A 20,464-nucleotide genomic window follows, 5' to 3' on the forward strand; every position below is an offset into this window, starting at 1 on the left:
GACGATCGGAACGGCCGCGGCAGCAGGTCACGCCGCCGGTCTGATCCTCACCGCCCCGGTTGCGGTCGTCGATCAGAATACAAGAGAGAATTATGGGGACAGGGCAAACGCCGAAGAAGCGCGCAGCCTCGGCTTCCGATCGGTCGCCTCATCCCAGGGCAACGGCCGCGATCTCGCCGATCTCGTCGTGCCGGAGAAACCGGGCACGCTGCTCTACCTTGCTGGCACCCCGCGCGCCGAGACTTTTGAAGGAAGGTTGCACGAGCTCGGCATCCATTTTTCCGTCGCCGAATGTTATCGTATGCAACCGGTCGTACCCAGCCCGGCCGAGATCGAATCGATTTTCTCCGGCCCTCACGCTCAGGCTATTCTCTTCTATTCCCGGCAGACGGCCGAGGATTTTTTTCGCGCGCCGGAACTGCGATCGGCCGTGCCGGAACACAGCGGAATCCGCCTTCTCTGCCTGAGCGAGGCGGTGGCGCAAGCCATCCCGACGGCTCTGAAAAAAAACGTCGAGATTTCACCGATGGCGGATGAGAAAAGTCTTCTGTCGCTGCTTTGACGGCTCTAACCGCCCAAATTTGATCTAACCTCTTCCCTTAACTGGCATCACTGTCTAGTTTCGTTGCAATGCAGAATAAAGAGGACCTCATGGTATCGGGAAACCCGCCACGCCATTCGAAGAGCGCCGACGAGCCGGTCACGATTGACCTCGATGCACAGGAATTCGCCGCTGCAGCCGATACCGAAAAACCGGTAGACAATGAAACCGCCGACGCCGACAGCACCGCTGCCGCCGATGTCGGCCTGCCGCCCGAAACCGAGACTGCGTCGCATGCCGAAGATGAAGAGAAGCCTGTGATGGATGCGCCGGAGGAGGAACCGGCAGCTCCAGAACCTTCCTTCACCCCTCCTCCCGAACAGCCTGCGCCGAAGAGCGCCGGCACCTCTGGTTTCATTGCCGCGGGCATTTTCGGCGGCCTGGTGGCGCTGCTTGGCGCCGGCGCCATCCAATATGCGGGTTACCTCCCGGGCTCCTCCGCGCCGCAGACGACCTCGCCGGAAACGGCCGATCTTTCCGGCGAGATCGACGGCCTGAAACAGGCCGTCGCCAACCTTGCCGCCAATCCGGCGAGCGCGGATAATGGTGAGCTTGAGAAGCGGATCGCTGCGCTGGAAACGGCTGCGAAGGCCCCCGCGGTCGCCGCACCGGCCGATTCTGTTAACGTCGAGGCACTCAACCAGAAGATTGCGGAACTGACCGGTCAGGTCGACCAGCTGCGCTCGACCCTTGCCCAGTCATCCGAGCAGCAGACGACGAACGGCGCCGATATCGCCAAGCGCCTCGAAGAGGCCGAAAAGAAGCTGAACGAGCCGCGCGAGGACGTCGCCGTTGCCCGGGCGATCGCCGCCGCCGCCCTGAAGGCGGCGATCGATCGCGGTGGTCCTTTCATGGCCGAACTCGACACCTTTGCCGGCGTCGCACCCGACGATCCGGCCGTTGCCGACCTTAGAGCCTTTGCCGAGACCGGCATTCCCTCACGCGCCGAGCTGGTGGGCGAGGTTCCCGATGTCGCCACCGCGATCGTCGAAGCCGTCAACCAGCCGGATCCGAACCAGAGCTGGTCGGACCGGTTGATGTCGAGCGCCAAATCGCTGGTGAGCGTCCGTCCCGTCGGCAATATCGAGGGCGAAAGCGTCGAAGCCATCGCCGCCCGCATGGAGGACAAGGTGAAGAACGGCGACCTGCCCGGCGCATCCGCCGAATGGAACAATCTGCCGGCCCTCGGCAAGCAGGCGTCCACCGCCTTCAAGCAATCGCTCGAAGCGCGCATCCGCGTCGAGGAACTGGTCGGCGGGGCGCTGTCGAAAGCGGTTTCCGGCACCGGCAAGGAAGGATGAGACCATGCTGATCCGCCTTGTCGTCTTCGCCCTCTTCGTGCTGCTTCTCGCCTATGGCTTCTCTTGGCTCGCCGATCGTCCCGGTGACCTCTCGCTGATCTGGGAGGGCCAGATCTACCAGACGAGGCTGATCGTCGCCGCCAGCGCGATCATCGCCCTCATCGCCGCCGTGATGATCGCCTGGTGGTTCGTCCGTCTCATCTGGACCTCACCGCATTCGGTGACGCGTTATTTCCGCGCCCGCAAGCGGGACCGCGGTTATCAGGCACTGTCGACCGGCCTCATCGCCGCCGGCGCCGGCAATGCGTTGCTCGCCCGCAAGATGGCCGCCCGCTCGCGTGGCCTCATCCGCTCCGACCAGGAACCGCTGATCAACCTGCTCGAGGCCCAGGCCGCCCTGATCGAAGGCCGCCATGATGAGGCACGCGCCAAGTTCGAGGCGATGGCCAACGATCCAGAGACGCGCGAGCTTGGCCTGCGCGGCCTCTATCTGGAAGCCCGCCGTCTCGGGGCCAATGAGGCGGCCCGCCAATATGCCGAAAAGGCTGCCGACAACGCGCCATATCTTCCCTGGGCCGCACAGGCGACCCTCGAATATCGCAGTCAGGCCGGCCGCTGGGATGATGCGATCCGCCTGCTCGAACAGCAAAAGGCCGCCCGTGTCGTCGAAAAGGCCGAAGCCAACCGTCTGCATGCTGTCCTCCTGACGGCGCGCGCCGCCGAGAAGCTGGAAAGCAACCCGACGGGTGCCCGCGACGACGCCCTGCAGGCGCTGAAGCTTGCCGCGGATTTCATTCCGGCCGCCCTCATTGCCGCAAAGGCGCTGTTCCGCGAAGGCGGCGTGCGCAAGGCCGCCTCGATCCTCGAACAGGCCTGGAAATCGGCGCCGCATCCTGAGATCGGCCAAGCCTATGTCCGGGCCCGCAGCGGCGATTCCACGCTCGACCGGCTGAAGCGCGCCGAGCGGCTGGAAGGGCAGCGCCCGAACAACGTCGAATCCCTTCTCGTCGTCGCCCAGGCAGCACTCGACGCGCAGGAATTCGCCAAGGCTCGCGCCAAGGCGGAAGCAGCGGCGCGCATGCAGCCGCGTGAAGCCGCCTACCTGCTCTTGGCCGACATCGAAGAAGCCGAGACCGGAGACCAGGGTCGCGTGCGCCATTGGCTGGCCCAGGCGCTCAAGGCGCCGCGCGATCCGGCCTGGGTGGCAGACGGCTTCGTGTCCGACAAATGGCTGCCGGTATCGCCCGTGACCGGCCGTCTCGACGCCTTCGAATGGAAGGCGCCCTTCGGCCAGATCGAGGGTCCGCTCGAAGACGGTTCGGCACCGGCCTCGATCGAAACGGCTTTGAAGACACTGCCGCCGCTGCGTGACGTCAGGCCGGAAAGCCCGGTTAACGACCATCGCATCATTGAGCTGGAACGCGCCGCGACGATTGCCGAGGCCGTGCGCCCGACGCCGGCACCGGCACCGACATCGGCAAAACCGAAACCCGCCGAACCAGCCGCGGGCGATAAAGCGCCCGCGCCGAGCGAGGCAAAACCTTTCTTTGGCGGACTGCCGGATGATCCCGGCGTTCGCGATCCCAGGGTGGAACCGGAACCCAAGACACGGCTCCGCCTTTTCTGAAATGGAACGAAAACCGCATGTTCGAACGCTTTCAGGCATTCTTCCAGAATCTCACCGCCGACCACCCGAAGAAAGGTTTTGCCCCTGATGATCCCCGCATCGCAGTGGCAGCGCTCTGCATGCAGGTCATGGAGGCCGACGGTCAGATCAAAGCCAGCGAGAAGAAGCGGCTGCGCAAGCTCCTGAAGGAGCAGTATGCACTCGACGGCAAGCAGCTCGATGCTCTGATAGCCGCCGGCCTTGAGGCCGAAAGCTCCGCCGTCGACTATTATCGCTTCACCGCCGACCTGAAACGTCATCTCAATACCGAGCAACGCCTCGAGCTGATCGGCGTCCTCTGGGACATCGTCTATGCCGATGGCGAACGCAGCGAGATGGAAGACCATGTGATCTGGCGTATCGCCGATCTGCTCGGCGTCTCCTCGCGCGAGCGCATCCAGAAGCGGCAGGAGGCCGCCGCCAGGGTGACGGATGTCCAGGTTGCGCAAGATGATACCGACTGAGCAAAACCAGAACCGCGACGGGCGCCCGATCCTCATCGTCCTGCATCAGGAGCGGTCGAGCCCCGGCCGTGTCGGCCAATTGCTCGTCGAAAAGGGCTATCGCCTCGATATCCGTCGCCCGGTTCTGGGCCAGCCGCTTCCGACTACACTTAAAGACCATGCCGGCGCCGTCGTCTTCGGCGGGCCGATGAGCGCCAACGATCCCGATGACTTCATCAAGAAGGAAATCGACTGGATCGATGTTCCCCTGCGGGAAAAACGCCCCTACCTCGGTATCTGCCTCGGCGCGCAGATGCTGGTGCATCATCTCGGCGGCAAGGTGCAGTCGAATGCCGACGGCTCGACGGAGATCGGCTGGTATCCGCTGCACCCAACCGAGAAGGGCCGGCTGCTAATGCACTGGCCGAGAATGGTCTATCATTTCCACCGCGAGGGCTTCGAGCTGCCGCGCGGCGCCGACCTGCTGGCCGAAGGCGATGCCTATCCGAACCAGGCCTTCCGCTACGACGGCAATGCCTGGGGCCTGCAGTTCCACGCCGAACTGACCCGGGTGATGATGCATCGCTGGGTCGTGCATGGCGCCCATCGCTTCATCCTGCCGAATGCCCAGCAGGGCCGCGAACATCTCGAAGGCCGCATGCTGTTCGACGCGCCGCTGAAAGCCTGGTTGACCGAATTTCTCGACATCGTCTTCGAGGGAAAGACGGCGAAGGCGACATCCTCTATCGCCATCCGCGCATAGTCGATTCCGACTATGGAGTGGGCGCGTCCAGCGTATCGATCCTGCGCAGCTTGGGGAAACTCGACGCCCAGATCGCCGCCACGACAAGCGTTCCGATCCCGCCGATGACGACCGCCGGCACCGCGCCAAAGATCGCCGCCATCGTGCCCGCCCTGAATTCACCAAGCTCGTTCGAGGCGCCGACGAAAACCATGTTGACCGCATTGACGCGGCCGCGCAGCTGATCCGGCGTCCAGAGCGCAATCAGGCTCTCGCGGACATAGACCGACACCATGTCGGCCGCCCCCATCAGCGCCAGCGCCGCGATCGAGACTTCGGTGTTGGTCGAGACGCCGAAGATGATCGTTCCGACGCCGAACAGGGCGACGCCGATGAACATGTAGATGCCGGCGCGATGTTTGAGCGGATAGGCGGCAAGCAATACCGCCATGACGATGGCGCCAAGGCCGGGTGCGGCGCGCAGCAGTCCGAGACCCCACGGCCCGAGAGTGAGGATATCGCGTGCAAAAATCGGCATCAGTGCCGTCGCGCCGCCGAGCAGCACAGCGAAGAGATCGAGCGAGATCGCGCCGAGCACCACCTTTTCGGCGCGGATGAAACTGAAGCCGCCAAGGATCATCGCCCAGCTCTTGGTCTCGCCGGTCGTCTTCTGCACCGGTTTCGGGATCATGTAGAGAAGGGCGGCGCCAAGCACGGAAAAGATCACCGCCACCGTATAGGCGGTCGTTGCGCTGACGCCGTAGAGCAGACCGCCGAGCACCGGGCCGGTGATTGCCGCGAGCTGCCAGGACGACGAATTCCAGGCGATGGCATTGGAGAGCGCCTCCTCCGGCACGAGATTGGGTGCCAGCGACTGCACCGCCGGCGACATGAAGGCGCGCTCGATGCCGAAGATCAAAAGCACCGCGAAAACAGGCAGCGGCGTAAAGCTTCCCATCAAAGTCATCACAAGCAGCGCCAGTGTGCAGAGCGCGCTCACCAACGAGCAGAGTGCGGCAATCGCCCGGCGATTGTACCGGTCGGCCACCGAACCGGTGACGAGGATGAGCAGCAGCGACGGCAGGAACTGCACGAGACCGATCAAACCGAGATAGATCGCGCTGCCCGTCTGATCGTACATCTGCCAGCCGACGGCGACGCTGACGATCTGCTGCGAGAAGGAAAGCAGGAAGCGCGCGAAGAAGAACCGCGTGTAGGACGAATGCCGGAACGCGGCAAAACGGTCTCCGGTGGGCGAAAACGACATGGAGGTTTTCCGAGGAGACGGGCGCCGGAATAGCGGCAAAGCCGCCCGTTAAACATGATTCACCGTGCGTTTCCACACGGCACTTGCTCGTTTAGTCGCCAATGTCTACATGTCTGTCAACAACGAATTGGAGACGACGATGTTTGCGCTGTTTCAAACCATTGATTTGGCTTTGAATATTTACACCTGGATCCTGATTGCCAGTGCCATTTTTTCCTGGCTCTATGCCTTCAATGTTATCAATTCCAGCAATCAGTTCGTCAATTCGGTCGGCACATTCCTCTATAATGTCACCGAACCGGTGCTGAAGCCGATCCGTCGCCTGCTGCCGAACCTTGGCGGCATCGACATTTCGCCGATCATCCTGCTGCTGATCATCTTCTTCCTGCGCACCCTGCTTTGGACCACGCTGTACCCGCTGGTCGCTTGAGCCGTCCCTGGAGCCTTTTTGAGGACCATCTGCGCCTCGCCGTCCGGCTGACGCCGAATGGCGGGCGGGACGCGATCGATGGCATTGAGGCCGACAGCGAGGGTGAAGCGTTCCTGAAGGCACGCGTCACTGCCGTGCCCGAGAAAGGCAAGGCCAACAAGGCACTCATCCTTTTGATCGCAAAATCCCTGCGCATTCCCAAATCCAGCGTCAGCCTCGTCTCGGGTGAGACCGCGCGCAAAAAAATCCTCCGGATCGACGGCGACCCGGAGGATTTGGTAAAAAAGCTCGAGATATTTTTAGGCTGAGCGATCAGCCTTTCTTCTTGGCGCGCTCGACGGCTTCGAGGATGAGTTCGCCGGCTTCCTTGGAGTCGCCCCAGCCGAAGATCTTCACCCACTTGCCAGGTTCCAGATCCTTGTAGTGCTCAAAGAAGTGCTCGATCTGCTTCAGCGTGATCTCCGGAAGATCGGTATAGTCCTTCACCTTTTCATAGCGCAGCGTCAGCTTCGGCGACGGCACGGCGATGATCTTCTCGTCCTTGCCGGAATTGTCTTCCATCTTCAGGACGCCGATCGGGCGCACATTGATGACGCAGCCGGGAACCAGCGGGCGGGTGCTGGCGATCAGTACGTCGATCGGGTCGCCGTCTTCCGACAGCGTGTGCGGCACGAAACCATAATTGCCCGGATAGGTCATCGGCGTATAGAGGAAACGATCGACCACCAGCGTGCCGGCTTCCTTGTCCATCTCATACTTGATGGGGTGACCGCCGACCGGAACCTCGACGATAACGTTGACGTCCTCAGGTGGATTGTTGCCGATTGAAATGGCGTCGATGCGCATAAGAAACTCCCGCGAGGTTGAATTTGCTGGCAGCCAGATAATCAGTTTCATGTGGCAACGCAACATCGCACAGCGTCAATGCTTGACTGCACCGGCGCACATTCACATCAAAAGTCTCTAATAGGAGATCGTCGTAGGCAGACTCCAGCGCCGCGCGCCTTTTCAGACGCGCAAAGGACGCTACAGCATTTGAAGTGCTGCCTAATATAGGGAATAACGCAGCCGTTCAGCTCCAGATGAAGCCGATCTTCTTCAATTGCCTGTGGTCGAAACTTTCCATGCCTTCGCAGAAATCGACGCCGCCATGATTGCGGTAGAAGTCGCTGGCGTTCTCGTTTTCCTCGAGGCACCAGACAACCAGCCCGTTGCAGCCGAGCGACTTCAAGAGCCGGCGCGCCTCGCCGAACAGCATCCTGCCGAGGCCGATGCCCTGATACTCAGGCCGAAGATAAAGCTCGTAAATCTCGCCTTCCTGCGGCAAAGCGCGGGCGCGGTTGAGGCCGAGCGTCGCGTAGCCGGCGACTGTCCCGGCGACATCGAGAACCAGCAGCGTTGCCGGGCCGCGCGTTGCCTTGCGCCACCAGCTTTCGCCGCGACGCTCGATCATCTGCGTCAGTGCGCGATGGGGAATGATGCCCGCATAGGTGTGTTGCCAGGCAAGCCTGTGTGTTTCCGATATGGCTCGGGCATCTTGCGGCTCGGCCCGCCGGACATCGATCGACAACGTCTTCATAACGTTTACTCTGGTCCCGCCGAGGGCAATTAACCATATGCACAGCGGCATTGTGATCGATTGCCCACAGACTTGATATGTGGACGACGATCAAAAGTTAACGCTTTTTTAACGATTGTCACAAGATGGAATCGACGCGGCGCACAATAAAAAACCCCGGCGTGAAGGCCGGGGTTTAAAGGATTTCTGAAAGATTGCGACGCGCTTTAGGCTCTCAGAGAGCGGCCTTCGACTTTTCGAAACGCTTGCGATCGTTTGCGTCGAGATACATCTTGCGCAGACGAATATTCTTCGGTGTCACTTCCATCAGCTCGTCATCCTGGATCCAGGAGAGGGCGCGATCAAGCGTCATGCGGATCGGCGGCGTCAGCTTCACCGCTTCGTCCTTGCCGGCGGCGCGGATGTTGGTGAGCTGCTTGCCCTTCAGGACGTTGACTTCAAGGTCGTTGTCGCGCGAATGGATGCCGATGATCATGCCGGCATAGACCTTTTCGCCCGGCTCGATGATCATCGGGCCGCGATCTTCCAAGTTGAACATCGCATAGGCGACGGCTTCGCCGGGAGCGTTGGCGAGCAGCACGCCATTGACGCGACCACCGATCACACCCTTGTAGGGCTGGTAGTCGTGGAACAGGCGGTTCATGATCGCCGTGCCGCGCGTATCCGTCAGCAACTCCGACTGGTAGCCGATCAGGCCACGGGTCGGTGCGTAGAAACGCAGGCGGAGACGGTTGCCGCCCGACGGACGCAGCTCGACCATTTCGGCCTTGCGCTCGGACATCTTCTGCACGACCACACCGGAATGTTCTTCGTCGACGTCGATGACGACTTCCTCGACCGGCTCAAGAAGCTGGCCGCTTTCATCCTTGTGCATCACGACGCGCGGACGCGACACGGCAAGCTCGAAGCCTTCGCGACGCATGGTTTCGATGAGAACGGCGAGCTGAAGTTCGCCGCGGCCGGACACGTAGAACGAATCCTTGCCTTCGGCTTCTTCGATCTTCAGGGCGACGTTGCCTTCTGCTTCCTTGAAGAGACGGTCGCGGATGACGCGTGAGGTCACCTTGTCGCCTTCGGTGCCCGCCAGCGGGCTATCGTTGACGATGAAGGACATGGTGACGGTCGGCGGATCGATCGGCTGCGCCGGCAGCGGTGCGGTGATCGAAGGATCGCAGAAGGTATCGGCGACCGTGCCCTTGGAAAGGCCGGCGATCGCAATGATATCACCTTGATGCGCTTCTTCGATCGGCTGACGTTCGATGCCGCGGAAGGCGAGGATCTTGGAAATACGGCCGGTTTCGATCGTCTTGCCGTCAGCGTGGAGAACCTTCACTGCCTGGTTCGGCTTGATGGAACCGGAATTGATGCGGCCGGTGATGATGCGACCGAGGAAGGGGTTGGCTTCGAGGATCGTACCGATCATCGTAAACGGACCTTCGTGAACGGTCGGCTCCGGAACATGCTTGAGCACCAGGTCGAGAAGCGGCGTAAGACCCTGATCCTTCGGACCTTCCGGATTGACGTTCATCCAGCCGTCGCGGCCCGAACCGTAGAGGATCGGGAAGTCGAGCTGCTCGTCGGTCGCGTCGAGGTTTGCAAAGAGGTCGAAGACTTCGTTGATGACTTCTTCGTGGCGGCCATCCGGACGGTCGATCTTGTTGATCGCGACGATCGGGCGAAGGCCAACCTTCAGCGCCTTGCCGACCACGAACTTGGTCTGCGGCATCGGGCCTTCGGACGCATCGACGAGAACGATCGCGCCATCCACCATCGAGAGAATGCGCTCGACTTCGCCACCGAAGTCGGCGTGGCCGGGGGTGTCGACGATGTTGATGCGGACGCCCTTCCATTCCACCGAGGTCGCCTTGGCGAGAATGGTGATGCCGCGTTCCTTTTCGAGATCGTTCGAGTCCATCACGCGCTCAGCGACACGCTGATTTTCGCGGAACGAGCCGGACTGCTTGAGAAGCTCATCCACCAGGGTCGTTTTGCCATGGTCAACGTGCGCGATGATCGCGATATTGCGAAGTGCCATATGTGAAATCTCTGAAGCTGGGGCGCACGCTCTAGAGGGCGCGCCTATTAGTTTGGGGCGTCCATACAGTTTTTTTTGCGTTTGCGAAAGGGGGGAACGCGCAAAAGCTGCGGCAAGGCTGTCGCCCCGCCGCATCATCGCATGTCATCAAATTGTCTTAGGCGTCGCTGCCTGTCAATTCCTCGAAGGTCGAAAGTCCTTTTTTGACGAGCATCGCATCCGGGCTCGGCAGCTTGCCGCGGAAGGCCTTGTAGGCGTCCTCCGGATCGACCGAACCGCCGACGGAATAGATATTGTCCTTGAGCTTGCGCGCCATCTCACCGTTGAAGGCGTCTCCCGTCTCCTCGAAGGCGGCAAAGGCATCGGCGTCTAGCACCTCCGACCACATGTAGGAGTAATAGCCGGCCGAATAACCGCCGGAAAAGATGTGCTGGAAGTGCGGCGTCGCATGGCGCATGACGATCGACTTCGGCATGCCGATCTCGGCCAGCACCTCACCTTGCACCGCCATCGGATCCTCGACGGTCGTTCTCGTGTGAAACGCCATGTCGACCAGCGCCGACGAGGTGAACTCGACCGTATTGAAGCCGGCATTGAAGGTGCGGGCTGCAAGCACCTTGTCGAGCAGGGCCTGCGGCATCGGCTCGCCGGTTTCAACATGTACGGCATAGCGCTTCAGAATATCGGGCACCGTCAGCCAGTGCTCATAAAGCTGCGACGGCAGCTCGACGAAATCGCGCGAAACGCCGGTGCCCGCTACCGAGGGATAGGTGACGTTCGAAAGCATGCCATGCAGCGCATGACCGAATTCATGAAACAGGGTGCGGGCATCATCGAGCGACAGCAGCGCCGGCTTGCCTTCCGCCGGCTTGGCGAAGTTGCAGACATTATAGATGATCGGCAATTCGCCGTGGCGGCCGTCCTTCAGCTCCAGCCTGTGCTGCGATTGCAACGAGCTCATCCAGGCGCCTGAGCGTTTCGAGCTGCGGGCGAAATAATCGCCGAGGAACAGGGCGACGAGCTTGTCCTCGCGGTCCCTGATTTCGAACACCCTGACATCCGGGTGATAGGCGGCCACGCCCTTCTTCTCGACGGCGCGGATGCCGAACAGCCGGCCGGCCACGTCGAAGCAGGCTTCGATAATCTTCTCGAGCTGCAGATAAGGCTTGAGCTCGGCTTCGGAGAAATCGAACTTCCGCGCGCGGATCTTTTCGGCATAGTGGCGCCAGTCCCAGGGCATCACCTCGTGGTTCCGGCCTTCCTCGGCGATCAATGCCGCGATATCGACCTCCTCCTCGCCGGCGCGTTTCACCGCCCGCGCCCAGACAGCCCTCAGCAGGCCGTTCACCGCATCCGCCGTCTTCGCCATCGTGTTGTCGAGCTTCAGCTCGGCGAAATTGCCGTAGCCAAGCAGCGTCGCGACCTGATGGCGCAGCGCCAGCGTTTCCCTGATGACCGCGCGGTTGTCCGTCTCCCCGTCATTTTCGCCGCGCGCCACCCACGCTTTGAAAGCCTGCTCGCGCAGATCGCGGCGCTCCGAAAAGGTCAGGAACGGCTCGATGATCGAGCGTGACAGCGTCACCGCATATTTGCCCTCTTCGCCGCGTTCGCGCGCTGCCGCCGCCATCGCGTCACGAAGGAATTCCGGCAGGCCCTCGAGCTCGGCGCTGTCCGAAAGGACCAGTGCCCAGGCTTTCTCGTCGGCCAGCACGTTCTGGCCGAATTGCGTCCCGAGGCCGGCAAGCTTTTCATTGATCGCGGCGAGTTTTTCCTGCTCGGCCTTGTCAAGCTTGGCGCCCGATTTGACGAAGCCTTTCCAGTGGCGTTCCAGCACGCGTGTCTGTTCGAGCGTCAGGCCAAGCGTCTCGCGATTCTCCCAGAGCGTGTCGATACGGGCGAAAAGTGCTGCATTCATCCCGATCTTCGAATAGTGGCGCGACATCTTCGGCGAGATCTCCCGCTCCAGCGCCTGGATCACATCATTGGTATGCGCGCCTGCCTTGTTCCAGAACAGCGCCGAGACACGCGACAGTGCGTCGCCGGCAATCTCCAGCGCCACGACCGTATTGGCGAATGTCGGCGCATCGCCGTTTCCGGCAATTTCGTCGATTTCCCTTTCATGCGCGGCAAGTGCGGCCTCGAAGGCGGCGGCAAAATCACCGTCATCCAGGGCATCGAAACGCGGCAGGCCGTGAAGACCGTTCCAGGTCACCAGCGCCGGATTGAAATCATGTGGAGAAGGCATCGGAGAATTCCTTTTGGCATGCAGATGGATCGTCAATATAGGAGAGCCGTCGTGAAATTGGTATGTTGCCGGGTAGGGCCTTTTGCCCCGTCTGCCAATCTGATGGACGTCCGTCAATCTGGTGGACAACAATTGATACGTGAAAATTAACCAATCGTTAACGATTGACGCGAATCACGCGCAGGCGCTAGTTTTCCGATGTTCTTCTTGTAAGGGGACATGCGCCATGGAAATTTTTTCTGTGCGGTCTTCTCAGAGTTTGCTTTTTAAAAACAATCCCAATAACGCAAAAAGTTCGAAGACCTCTGATATTGAAATCGAGACCAGAGCTCCCGCCCCGGCCTCGTTCCAAATCGAAGACGAAGTTGGCGAAGGCCCGGATTTCACCGCGGTCAGCCCTGGAGAGCTGCGTAATTACGCACGCCAGAGTTTCGATAGCGGCCTGATCGATCAGAATACCTACGCGGCGATCTCCGAACCGCTACCGATGCATGCGATCGATCCGCTCGGCAACGTCATCGATCTCTCCAGCGTCACCGACGGCACCAGCTTCAATTTCCTCGATTATTACAAGAACCAGCTGCAGGTCGCCATGTCGATCGGCGATGCTAACGAGGTCCAGACGCTAAAATCGATTGTCAATTTCCTCGATGGCTGATCGGAGCATGATGCCGAAAAGTGCGCAGCGGTTTTAGGATAGCGACATGCATAACAACAAAGACAAGCGCGTCGCATGATTCAAGTTTGGCGCGACGCGCTTTAGGTCAGGCCTTGCGCCAGCCAAGCAGGCCGGGCATTGCGTGCCAGAGCGCCTGGGCGGCAAATCCCATGAAAAGCACGCCGGAGCAGCGCACGATCAATCGCTCATGGGCGCGATAGAAGCGCCGCACCGTACCGGCGCCGATGATGCCGATCAGGATGATGTCGGCCGTCACGAAGCCGACGAACGACACGCCGAGCAGCACCGGCAACGCCTCGAAATCGAGCGCGCCGGCCGAGCCTGCAACCAGTGCGGTGAAAGTGGCGAGCGCCACCGGATAACCCTTCGGATTGGTGACGCCGAAGATCAGACCGCGGCGAAACGGCCGCTCGACCACAACAAGCGCCTGCCCCTCCGCTTTCGGCTTGGCATTGACGGCGCTCCAGCCGATCCAGGCGAGGTAGAAACCGCAGGCAAGGCCGAGCAGGTCGAAGACGAAGGTTCCGATCGTCTTTGCGCCGACGATCGCGATCAGCGCCAGCGACGACCAGATGAGATCCCCGACCAGATGCCCCATCATGAAGAAGGCGCCGGCCTTGCGGCCCTGCCCGGCGCCGATACCGAGCAACTGCAGGAAGGCAGGTCCTGGAATGAGCACGTAGAAGAGCGCCGCCAGAAAGGCGCCGAAGAGCAAAGACTGCGTCATGGAAATGCTCCGGAGGATGATGACCGCAGACTAAGCGATCACAGCCATCCGTCAAGGGTGGCTACGTGGCCACGAAAGGGAGATGCAATCGCGGCAACGTCTCTCCCACAGCAGATGTTTCGCCGTGCAGTCCGCCACCCATTCGATGAGAAAGGGGCAGCCGATGCACTCAAATTCTTCGATCGAACACAGCAACTGGCGTCTTCAACCGATAGAGTGTCGTCGGTCGCCGGGCCCGCTCAGTCTGCCGCTTTTCGCCCTCGACCGTTTCGAGCAGATCGAGATCGTTGATCTTGCGGCGAAAGGCACTTTGATCCAGCCGTTCACCCATGACCATTTCATAGATTGCCTGCAGTTCCGACATTGTGAAGACCTCTGGAAGCAGCCTCGCGGGAATGGTCGAGTATGCGCCCTTGCCGCGCAACCGCTCCAGCGCGGCGGTGACGATCCCATTGTGGTCGAAGGGCAGTTCGCCTGCCGCCTCGGCCGGCCGCAATTCGAGAGGGCTTGTGCCGCCAGCCAGTGCTCCCTGTGGGACCAATGCAAAATACGCAATCGATACCGACCAGTCGCGGGGGTCGCGCCGCGCCGAAGCGAAGGTTCCGAGCTGTTCGAAGAATATGCCCTCGAGCCCTGCCTTGGCCTTGAGGATGCGCCGCACGGCTGCCTCCGCATCGACATCCTCGTCCGTATGCACATAGCCGCCAATCAGCGCCGGAACGCCGGCAAACGGCTCGGCGGACCGCGGCAGCAACGCGACACACAATCGTCCTTCGTGCAGCGTCAGCAAAACGATGTCGACTGTCACGATCGGCCGTGCAAATTCATCCTCTGCCATCAGCATCCTCCCGGCCAGTGTTGTCCTGGTCCTCATAGCGGCCGACCGAAAAAATAACAATTTGCAAATAGCAACTTGCAAAATGCACTTTGCAAGTTTATATCATGATCAACGAAAGGCGGCGGGTGACACCGGAGCCGATCGCCAGGCAATAAGCAAAGGAGTGATGCCATGGGTATGGGACGTTTCAGCACGGGCGACTGGGCCGCCTACAATGCGCGCCATGTGGATGGCCGCAGCCGGTCCGAGGTATTCGGTGCCACCGGCATCGATCCGCAGTTCGATCCGGCGCGTTTTTCCACCCGCGAGAGCCGCGACAGCGCCTACAATCCGCAATCGACCCCGATTATTCTAGCCTCGGATGTAACTGGCTCGATGGGCATGATCGCTCATGAGCTCATGCGCGGCGGGCTCATCACCCTGACATCGGAGATCTACGACCGCCGCCCGGTGTCCGATCCACATATCATGGTGGCAGCGGTCGGAGATGCGTTTACCGATGCGGCCCCTCTGCAGGCCACCCAGTTCGAGGCCGATATCTCGCTTGCCAGCCAGATCCGCGCCTTGTGGCTGGAAGGCAACGGCGGTGGCAATGATGGCGAGAGCTACAGCGCCGCCCACCTTCTGGCGGCCCTCAAGACCTCGACCGATGCCTTCGAAAAGCGCGGCCGCAAGGGCTATCTCTTCACGATTGGCGACGAACCGGTTCACAACGGCCTGGCCGCCCACCAGATCGCGCGCATCTTTGGCATCGAACCGCCGCGCGGTCTAAGCGCCCGGGAATGCCTTGCGATGGCGCAGAGGTCCTACGAGGTCTTCCACATCGTCATCCGCGAGGGCTATGCGGCCACGAGGCTCGACCGGGTGCTCGAGAGCTGGCAGCCATTGCTACCTGGCCGCACTTTCGTGCTCGATGATCACAGACGCATTGCTGAACTGGTGGTTTCGATCATCGAGATCACCGAGGGTCGGGATCCGGGCGACGTGGCCGCAAGCTGGCCCGGTGCGGCAGCGGCAGCCGTCGCCAAGGCCATCGGCATTCGTCCGAAGCGGCGCCTGCTGCCCTTCTTCTAAGCCAGACCTTCCAAAGCCCGGGGCGATGGCTCTGGGCGCCATCTTGAGGAGCAGCATGATGAGTACCCAAGCACAGGCCGTGATCGGCGCGCTTTATGGCGATGAAGGCAAAGGACTGATGGTCGATTGCCTTGCCGCGGCCACGCCGGGGGCCGTGGTGGTTCGCAGCAATGGCGGCGCCCAAGCCGGCCACACCGTGGTTGGTGCCGCGGGCGCCCGCCATGTCTTTCATCATGTCGGCTCCGGCAGCTTTGCCGGGGCGGCCACACATTTCAGCCGTTTCTTCGTCGCCCATCCGATGCTGCTGCTCGACGAGCTGGCGGCCCTCGGCCAGCTTGGTGTGACGCCGAAGATCAGCAGCGATCCACGTGCCTTGGTAACGACGCCGTTCGACGTCATCATCAACCAGGCCTTGGAGCTGGCACGCGGCACCGCCCGCCACGGCAGTTGCGGCCTCGGCTTCGGCGAGACCATCGAGCGCAATCTGCGCCCGGAATTCGCCCTCTCGACGAAGGATCTGTTCCGCCCCGATCTGCGCGCCCGCCTTGTCTCCATCCGCGACGCCTGGGTACCAGTCCGGCTTGCCGCGCTGGGCATCACCGCCTTGCCCGCAGAACTCGCCACCGCGCTGGCCGACGACATCACCATCGGCCACTTTGAGGCCGATTGCGCCGCCTATCTCGACCGCGTCACGCTCTGGCCCGACCGACGGCTGTGCGAACGCGGCACCATCATCTTCGAGGCCGCCCAAGGTTTGCTGCTCGATCAGGATAGTGGCGCCTTTCCACACGTCACCCGTTCGAATACCGGGCTCGCGAACATGCTCGCTATCGCCGTCGAGGCCGGTATCACAGAGCTGGACGCAACATATGCGACGCGCTGCTACACCACCCGGCATGGCGCAGGGCCCCTCAAGGGCGAAGTTTCCGCGCTCCCCGGCATCAATGTCGCAGATCCCACCAATGCGCCAAACGAGTGGCAGGGTACCTTAAGGCTCGCCCCGCTCGATCTCGGCGTGTTGCGCGAGGCCATTGCACACGATCTGGCATTGGACCGCGGCGGTATCGCCGTCAAAGCCGGGCTGGCAGTGACTTGTCTCGATCAGGCGGACGATGGCTTTGCCGTGACGGATAACGGAGAGGGAATGCGGCTAGACCCTGCCAAAGCGGCATCGCGCATAGCCAATCTTGTCGGCTTGCCGCTCTGGGCCGAAAGCTGGGGACCGCGTCGCGGTGATGTCAGGCTGCATGTGGCTGCAGTCGCCGCGTGAATCGCGGAGCAATAAAAGAGCCCGCGCAGCGATGCCGGCGGGCTGATATCCGGTTCGAAGGTGAACCGTGATTATTTCCCGAGGTTGCGTTTGGCGAGCGTGCGCAGGCGCAGGGCATTGAGCTTGATGAAGCCGGCCGCATCCTTCTGGTCGTAGGCGCCCTGATCGTCCTCGAAGGTGACGAGCTTGTCGGAATAGAGCGACTTTTCGCTTTCGCGGCCGATGACCATGACATTGCCCTTGTAGAGCTTCAGCGTCACTTCGCCTTCGACATGCTCCTGGCTCTTGTCGATCAGCGCCTGCAGCATCTCGCGCTCCGGCGAGAACCAGAAGCCGTAATAGATCAGCTCGGCGTAGCGCGGCATGATCTCGTCCTTGAGATGGGCGGCACCGCGGTCGAGGGTGATCGATTCGATGGCGCGATGCGCCGAAAGCAGGATGGTGCCGCCTGGTGTCTCGTAGACACCGCGCGACTTCATGCCGACAAAGCGGTTCTCGACGAGGTCGAGACGGCCGATGCCGTTGTCACGGCCGTAATTGTTGAGTGTCGCGAGCAGCGTCGCTGGGCTCATGCGCACGCCATTGATCGAAACCGCGTCACCCTTTTCGAAGCCGACCTTGATGGTCGTTGCCTTGTCGGGTGCGGCCTCAGGCGAAATGGTGCGCATATGCACATATTCAGGCGCCTCCTGAGAGGGGTCCTCGAGAACCTTGCCCTCGGAAGAGGAATGCAGAAGGTTGGCGTCGACGGAGAATGGCGCCTCGCCCTTCTTGTCCTTGGCAACCGGGATCTGATGCTGCTCGGCGAAGGCGAGCAGGTCGGTGCGGCTCTTGAACGCCCAGTCGCGCCACGGCGCGATGATCTTGATGTCGGGGTTCAGGGCATAGGCCGACAGTTCGAAACGGACCTGGTCGTTGCCCTTGCCGGTCGCGCCATGGGCAATCGCATCCGCACCCGTCTTGCGGGCGATATCGATCAGATGCTTGGAAATCAAAGGCCGGGCGATCGAGGTGCCGAGCAGGTAGACGCCCTCGTAAACGGCATTGGCGCGGAACATCGGGAAGACGAAATCGCGCACGAATTCCTCGCGCACATCCTCGATGTAGATCTCCTTGATACCGAGCATCTCGGCCTTCTTGCGCGCCGGCTCCAGCTCTTCGCCTTGGCCGAGATCGGCGGTGAAGGTGACGACTTCGGCGCCGAGCTCCGTCTGCAGCCACTTCAGGATGATCGAGGTGTCGAGGCCGCCGGAATAGGCGAGAACGACTTTCTTCACGTCTTTGTATGATGCCATGATGATGAGGTCCGTTGCATAAAAGGCCGGCGAAAACCCGGTGTCGCGGCACTTTTAGCGAGATTGGCGCGTGACGCAAGGCCAAGTGCGACGCTGATGGTGCCGATACCGTTTGACAGCGCCAAAGCGGAGCCCATATTCGCCTGCGTCCGCAAATGCTCGAGGAGAGGCTGCCCCGTGACGAATATTCAAGACATTTTCAAGAAGTCCAATGTTGCCGTCATCACCGGCGGCGCCTCCGGCATCGGTCTTGCCGCGGCGAAATATTTCGCCGGACGCGGCATGAGCGTCGCCATCGCCGATCTCGGCGGCGATCGGCTGGCCGACGCCGCCAATGAACTCAAGGCCATTGCCGGCGAGGAAAATGTGATGGCGGTCGAGACCGACGTTGCAGTCAAGGAATCCCTGGAGGCACTCGAGCGCGCCGTGCTCCAGCGTTTCGGCCGTGTGCACGTGCTGATGAACAATGCCGGCATCGGCCCGGAAACCTCGATCTTCAGCCCGCAGGCGAACTGGGACCATATCTTCGCCGTCAACCTGATGGGTGTGATCAACGGCACGCGTACCTTCGGCCCGAAGATGCTGTCGCACGGCGAGCCCGGCCTGATCATCAACACCGGCTCCAAGCAGGGCATCACCACGCCGCCCGGCAACCCCGCCTACAACATCTCCAAGGCTGGTGTGAAAGTCTTCACCGAAGCCTTGCAGCATGAGCTTCGCAACACCGAAGGCGGAAAGATCTCCGCCCATCTTCTGATCCCAGGCTTCGTCTTCACCGGCCTTACCAAGGGCGACCGCGCGGAAAAACCGGCTGCCGCCTGGACGCCGGAACAGACCGTCGATTTCATGGTCGAAAGCCTGGAACGTGGCGATTTCTATATTCTCTGCCCTGACAATGACGTGGCGCGTCCGGTCGACGAACGCCGGATGGCCTGGGCGGCCGGCGATATCATCGAGAATCGTCCGCCGCTGTCACGCTGGCACAAGGACTTCGCCGACAAGTTCAAGGCCTTCCTCGACCAGAAGTAATCGGCACCATCAGAAGGTTTGATTGGTAATTTTCTGAAAGCTGGGTAAGAGATCCCCAGATCCTTTCCGGCTTTCAGAGTGTGTCATGGATTTCCTGCCCAGCCTGCCGACCCTTCTCGCCTTTGCCGCCGCGACGCTGCTGCTCGCGGCGACCCCAGGCCCCGACATGACGCTGTCGATCAGCCGCGCACTGGCCCAGGGCAAGAAGGCGGCTCTCTTCGTTGTCGTCGGCACCAGCCTCGGCATCGTCGTCCACACCATGCTGGTCGCTTTCGGGATTTCGGCGCTGATCACCGCCTCGCCGACCGCCTTCCTGATCCTGAAGACCGGCGGTGCTGCCTATCTGCTTTGGCTGGCGGTGCAGGCGATCCGCTTCGGTTCGAAGCTCACCGTCGCCAAGGTCGAGGAGCAGAAGGGCACGCCACTTTCGAACATCTCCTCGGGCTTCTGGGTCAATCTTCTGAACCCCAAGGTCATCATCTTCTTCATGACCTTCCTGCCGCAGTTCGTCAGCGCCGGCGATCCAGCCGTCACCCAAAAGCTGCTCTTTCTCGGCTTCTGCTTCATTCTGATCGGCATGCCGGTCAACGCCAGCGTCGTCTTTGCCGCCGACTGGCTGGCCTCCTGGCTGCAGAATAACAAGAAAGTGCTGCGCGGCATGGACTATACCTTCGCCGGCGTCTTCTCGGTCTTCGCCGCGAAGATCCTGCTCACCCAGGCGAGGTAAGCCCGCAGACATTTACCCGATCAGCCCGCTGTCGGCCTTAGCCGATCAGCAGGGCGTCATCATCCAGCGTCTGCCCGCGCATCTTGCGGAACATCGCGATCAGATCCTCGACCTGCAATGTCTTGCGGCTGTCGCCGGCGACATCGAGCACGATCTCGCCGCCATGCAGCATCACCGTCCGGTGGCCATAGTCGAGCGCCTGGCGCATCGAATGCGTCACCATCAGCGTCGTCAGCTTGCGCTCGGAAACGATTTTCTGGGTCAGGCCCATGATGAATTCTGCCATGCCGGGGTCAAGCGCCGCCGTATGTTCGTCGAGCAGCAGCACTTCCGAGCCCGCCAGCGTCGCCATGACAAGCGAGACCGCCTGCCGCTGGCCGCCGGAAAGCAGGTCCATCCGATCCTTCATGCGGTTCTCCAGCCCGAGATTGAGCTCGGCGATCCTCTCGCGAAAATGCTCGCGCCGTTTTGCGCCGAGGGCGGAGACGAGCCCGCGCCGCTCGCCGCGCCGCGCCG

At 61.4% G+C, this 20,464-nt stretch carries 21 protein-coding genes; 12 read left to right on the forward strand and 9 right to left on the reverse strand.

What is annotated here, in order from left to right:
- The 5 genes from MOV76_RS30335 to MOV76_RS30355 form a co-directional block, all read left to right on the forward strand.
- A partial coding sequence (locus MOV76_RS30335) for a uroporphyrinogen-III synthase (protein ID WP_247265916.1) occupies positions 1-562 on the forward strand: 562 nt, incomplete at its 5' end.
- A gap of 68 nt (positions 563-630) precedes the next feature.
- Positions 631-1,902 carry a COG4223 family protein gene (locus tag MOV76_RS30340; protein WP_247265917.1) on the forward strand — a complete coding sequence of 424 codons (1,272 nt, stop codon included), beginning with the start codon at positions 631-633 and terminating at the stop codon, positions 1,900-1,902.
- A 4-nt stretch (positions 1,903-1,906) separates the two neighbouring features.
- Entirely contained in the window at positions 1,907-3,529 is a 1,623-nt protein-coding gene (locus tag MOV76_RS30345; protein WP_247265918.1) for a heme biosynthesis protein HemY, read from the forward strand.
- A gap of 17 nt (positions 3,530-3,546) precedes the next feature.
- Positions 3,547-4,032 carry a TerB family tellurite resistance protein gene (locus tag MOV76_RS30350; RefSeq protein ID WP_012759325.1) on the forward strand — a complete coding sequence of 162 codons (486 nt, stop codon included), beginning with the start codon at positions 3,547-3,549 and terminating at the stop codon, positions 4,030-4,032.
- Positions 4,001-4,774 (forward strand): glutamine amidotransferase, encoded by a 774-nt coding sequence (locus MOV76_RS30355; RefSeq protein WP_032980581.1) that lies wholly within the window; start codon positions 4,001-4,003, stop codon positions 4,772-4,774. The genes MOV76_RS30350 and MOV76_RS30355 overlap by 32 nt, the downstream gene beginning before the upstream one ends.
- Positions 4,775-4,784: 10 nt before the next feature.
- Here MOV76_RS30355 and MOV76_RS30360 read toward each other — a convergent pair whose 3' ends face one another.
- Entirely contained in the window at positions 4,785-6,020 is a 1,236-nt protein-coding gene (locus MOV76_RS30360) for an MFS transporter (protein ID WP_113542445.1), read from the reverse strand.
- Positions 6,021-6,159: 139 nt separating this feature from the next.
- Here MOV76_RS30360 and MOV76_RS30365 point away from each other — a divergent pair, with 139 nt between their 5' ends.
- On the forward strand, positions 6,160-6,450 hold the full coding sequence (locus MOV76_RS30365; protein WP_018448228.1) for a YggT family protein: 291 nt from the start codon (positions 6,160-6,162) through the stop codon (positions 6,448-6,450).
- Positions 6,447-6,758 carry a DUF167 domain-containing protein gene (locus MOV76_RS30370; protein WP_247265919.1) on the forward strand — a complete coding sequence of 104 codons (312 nt, stop codon included), beginning with the start codon at positions 6,447-6,449 and terminating at the stop codon, positions 6,756-6,758. The genes MOV76_RS30365 and MOV76_RS30370 overlap by 4 nt, the downstream gene beginning before the upstream one ends.
- Before the next feature lie 4 nt (positions 6,759-6,762).
- Here MOV76_RS30370 and ppa read toward each other — a convergent pair whose 3' ends face one another.
- The 4 genes from ppa to MOV76_RS30390 all read right to left on the reverse strand — a co-directional run bounded on the left by ppa (position 6,763) and on the right by MOV76_RS30390 (position 12,309).
- Positions 6,763-7,296: an inorganic diphosphatase gene (gene ppa, locus MOV76_RS30375; RefSeq protein ID WP_011653868.1), complete on the reverse strand. Its 534-nt coding sequence runs from the start codon at positions 7,294-7,296 to the stop codon at positions 6,763-6,765.
- Positions 7,297-7,522: 226 nt separating this feature from the next.
- Positions 7,523-8,029: a GNAT family N-acetyltransferase gene (locus MOV76_RS30380; protein WP_018243937.1), complete on the reverse strand. Its 507-nt coding sequence runs from the start codon at positions 8,027-8,029 to the stop codon at positions 7,523-7,525.
- 214 nt (positions 8,030-8,243) lie between these two features.
- Positions 8,244-10,064 (reverse strand): translational GTPase TypA, encoded by a 1,821-nt coding sequence (gene typA / locus MOV76_RS30385; protein ID WP_018243938.1) that lies wholly within the window; start codon positions 10,062-10,064, stop codon positions 8,244-8,246.
- 157 nt (positions 10,065-10,221) lie between these two features.
- Positions 10,222-12,309, reverse strand: coding sequence for a M3 family metallopeptidase (locus MOV76_RS30390; RefSeq protein WP_247265920.1), 2,088 nt, complete (start codon positions 12,307-12,309; stop codon positions 10,222-10,224).
- A 226-nt stretch (positions 12,310-12,535) separates the two neighbouring features.
- On the opposite strand from MOV76_RS30390, the gene MOV76_RS30395 reads away from it, so the two are divergent.
- A complete protein-coding gene (locus tag MOV76_RS30395) occupies positions 12,536-12,967 on the forward strand; it encodes a hypothetical protein (protein WP_131702862.1) in 432 nt (143 codons plus the stop codon).
- A 106-nt stretch (positions 12,968-13,073) separates the two neighbouring features.
- Here the strand turns inward: MOV76_RS30395 and MOV76_RS30400 are convergent, their stop codons facing one another.
- A complete protein-coding gene (locus MOV76_RS30400; RefSeq protein ID WP_247265921.1) occupies positions 13,074-13,715 on the reverse strand; it encodes a LysE family translocator in 642 nt (213 codons plus the stop codon).
- 169 nt (positions 13,716-13,884) lie between these two features.
- A complete protein-coding gene (locus MOV76_RS30405) occupies positions 13,885-14,553 on the reverse strand; it encodes an NrtR DNA-binding winged helix domain-containing protein (RefSeq protein WP_028733546.1) in 669 nt (222 codons plus the stop codon).
- A 171-nt stretch (positions 14,554-14,724) separates the two neighbouring features.
- On the opposite strand from MOV76_RS30405, the gene MOV76_RS30410 reads away from it, so the two are divergent.
- Both MOV76_RS30410 and MOV76_RS30415 read left to right on the forward strand, forming a co-directional pair.
- A complete protein-coding gene (locus MOV76_RS30410) occupies positions 14,725-15,627 on the forward strand; it encodes a hypothetical protein (RefSeq protein ID WP_130653236.1) in 903 nt (300 codons plus the stop codon).
- A 58-nt stretch (positions 15,628-15,685) separates the two neighbouring features.
- On the forward strand, positions 15,686-16,897 hold the full coding sequence (locus MOV76_RS30415; RefSeq protein WP_247265922.1) for an adenylosuccinate synthetase: 1,212 nt from the start codon (positions 15,686-15,688) through the stop codon (positions 16,895-16,897).
- Between the two features lie 71 nt (positions 16,898-16,968).
- Here the strand turns inward: MOV76_RS30415 and MOV76_RS30420 are convergent, their stop codons facing one another.
- Positions 16,969-18,192: an argininosuccinate synthase gene (locus MOV76_RS30420; RefSeq protein ID WP_247265923.1), complete on the reverse strand. Its 1,224-nt coding sequence runs from the start codon at positions 18,190-18,192 to the stop codon at positions 16,969-16,971.
- A gap of 177 nt (positions 18,193-18,369) precedes the next feature.
- Between MOV76_RS30420 and MOV76_RS30425 the strand changes: the two genes are divergently transcribed.
- Together MOV76_RS30425 and MOV76_RS30430 are read left to right on the forward strand one after the other, a co-directional pair.
- Positions 18,370-19,221 (forward strand): SDR family NAD(P)-dependent oxidoreductase, encoded by an 852-nt coding sequence (locus tag MOV76_RS30425; protein WP_112905472.1) that lies wholly within the window; start codon positions 18,370-18,372, stop codon positions 19,219-19,221.
- Positions 19,222-19,306: 85 nt separating this feature from the next.
- Entirely contained in the window at positions 19,307-19,948 is a 642-nt protein-coding gene (locus MOV76_RS30430; RefSeq protein ID WP_018243951.1) for a LysE family translocator, read from the forward strand.
- Between the two features lie 37 nt (positions 19,949-19,985).
- Here MOV76_RS30430 and MOV76_RS30435 read toward each other — a convergent pair.
- Positions 19,986-20,464, reverse strand: a 479-nt coding sequence (locus tag MOV76_RS30435; protein ID WP_247265924.1) for an ATP-binding cassette domain-containing protein, incomplete at its 5' end; no start/stop codon positions are given.

The organism is Rhizobium sp. PRIMUS64 (assembly GCF_023006465.1).
In the GTDB taxonomy this organism is placed as follows: Bacteria; Pseudomonadota; Alphaproteobacteria; order Rhizobiales; family Rhizobiaceae; genus Rhizobium; species Rhizobium leguminosarum.

Excerpts from the sequence above, each read along its gene's own strand:
- MOV76_RS30345 (WP_247265918.1), top strand. The coding sequence starts at position 1,907 with ATGCTGATCCGCCTTGTCGTCTTCGCCCTCTTCGTGCTGCTTCTCGCC.
- MOV76_RS30415 (WP_247265922.1), top strand. The coding sequence starts at position 15,686 with ATGAGTACCCAAGCACAGGCCGTGATCGGCGCGCTTTATGGCGATGAA.
- MOV76_RS30390 (WP_247265920.1), bottom strand. The coding sequence starts at position 12,309 with ATGCCTTCTCCACATGATTTCAATCCGGCGCTGGTGACCTGGAACGGT.
- MOV76_RS30400 (WP_247265921.1), bottom strand. The coding sequence starts at position 13,715 with ATGACGCAGTCTTTGCTCTTCGGCGCCTTTCTGGCGGCGCTCTTCTAC.
- MOV76_RS30395 (WP_131702862.1), top strand. The coding sequence starts at position 12,536 with ATGGAAATTTTTTCTGTGCGGTCTTCTCAGAGTTTGCTTTTTAAAAAC.
- MOV76_RS30430 (WP_018243951.1), top strand. The coding sequence starts at position 19,307 with ATGGATTTCCTGCCCAGCCTGCCGACCCTTCTCGCCTTTGCCGCCGCG.
- MOV76_RS30410 (WP_130653236.1), top strand. The coding sequence starts at position 14,725 with ATGGGTATGGGACGTTTCAGCACGGGCGACTGGGCCGCCTACAATGCG.
- MOV76_RS30355 (WP_032980581.1), top strand. The coding sequence starts at position 4,001 with ATGTCCAGGTTGCGCAAGATGATACCGACTGAGCAAAACCAGAACCGC.
- MOV76_RS30360 (WP_113542445.1), bottom strand. The coding sequence starts at position 6,020 with ATGTCGTTTTCGCCCACCGGAGACCGTTTTGCCGCGTTCCGGCATTCG.
- ppa (WP_011653868.1), bottom strand. The coding sequence starts at position 7,296 with ATGCGCATCGACGCCATTTCAATCGGCAACAATCCACCTGAGGACGTC.
- MOV76_RS30350 (WP_012759325.1), top strand. The coding sequence starts at position 3,547 with ATGTTCGAACGCTTTCAGGCATTCTTCCAGAATCTCACCGCCGACCAC.
- typA (WP_018243938.1), bottom strand. The coding sequence starts at position 10,064 with ATGGCACTTCGCAATATCGCGATCATCGCGCACGTTGACCATGGCAAA.
- MOV76_RS30365 (WP_018448228.1), top strand. The coding sequence starts at position 6,160 with ATGTTTGCGCTGTTTCAAACCATTGATTTGGCTTTGAATATTTACACC.
- MOV76_RS30380 (WP_018243937.1), bottom strand. The coding sequence starts at position 8,029 with ATGAAGACGTTGTCGATCGATGTCCGGCGGGCCGAGCCGCAAGATGCC.
- MOV76_RS30340 (WP_247265917.1), top strand. The coding sequence starts at position 631 with ATGCAGAATAAAGAGGACCTCATGGTATCGGGAAACCCGCCACGCCAT.
- MOV76_RS30420 (WP_247265923.1), bottom strand. The coding sequence starts at position 18,192 with ATGGCATCATACAAAGACGTGAAGAAAGTCGTTCTCGCCTATTCCGGC.
- MOV76_RS30405 (WP_028733546.1), bottom strand. The coding sequence starts at position 14,553 with ATGGCAGAGGATGAATTTGCACGGCCGATCGTGACAGTCGACATCGTT.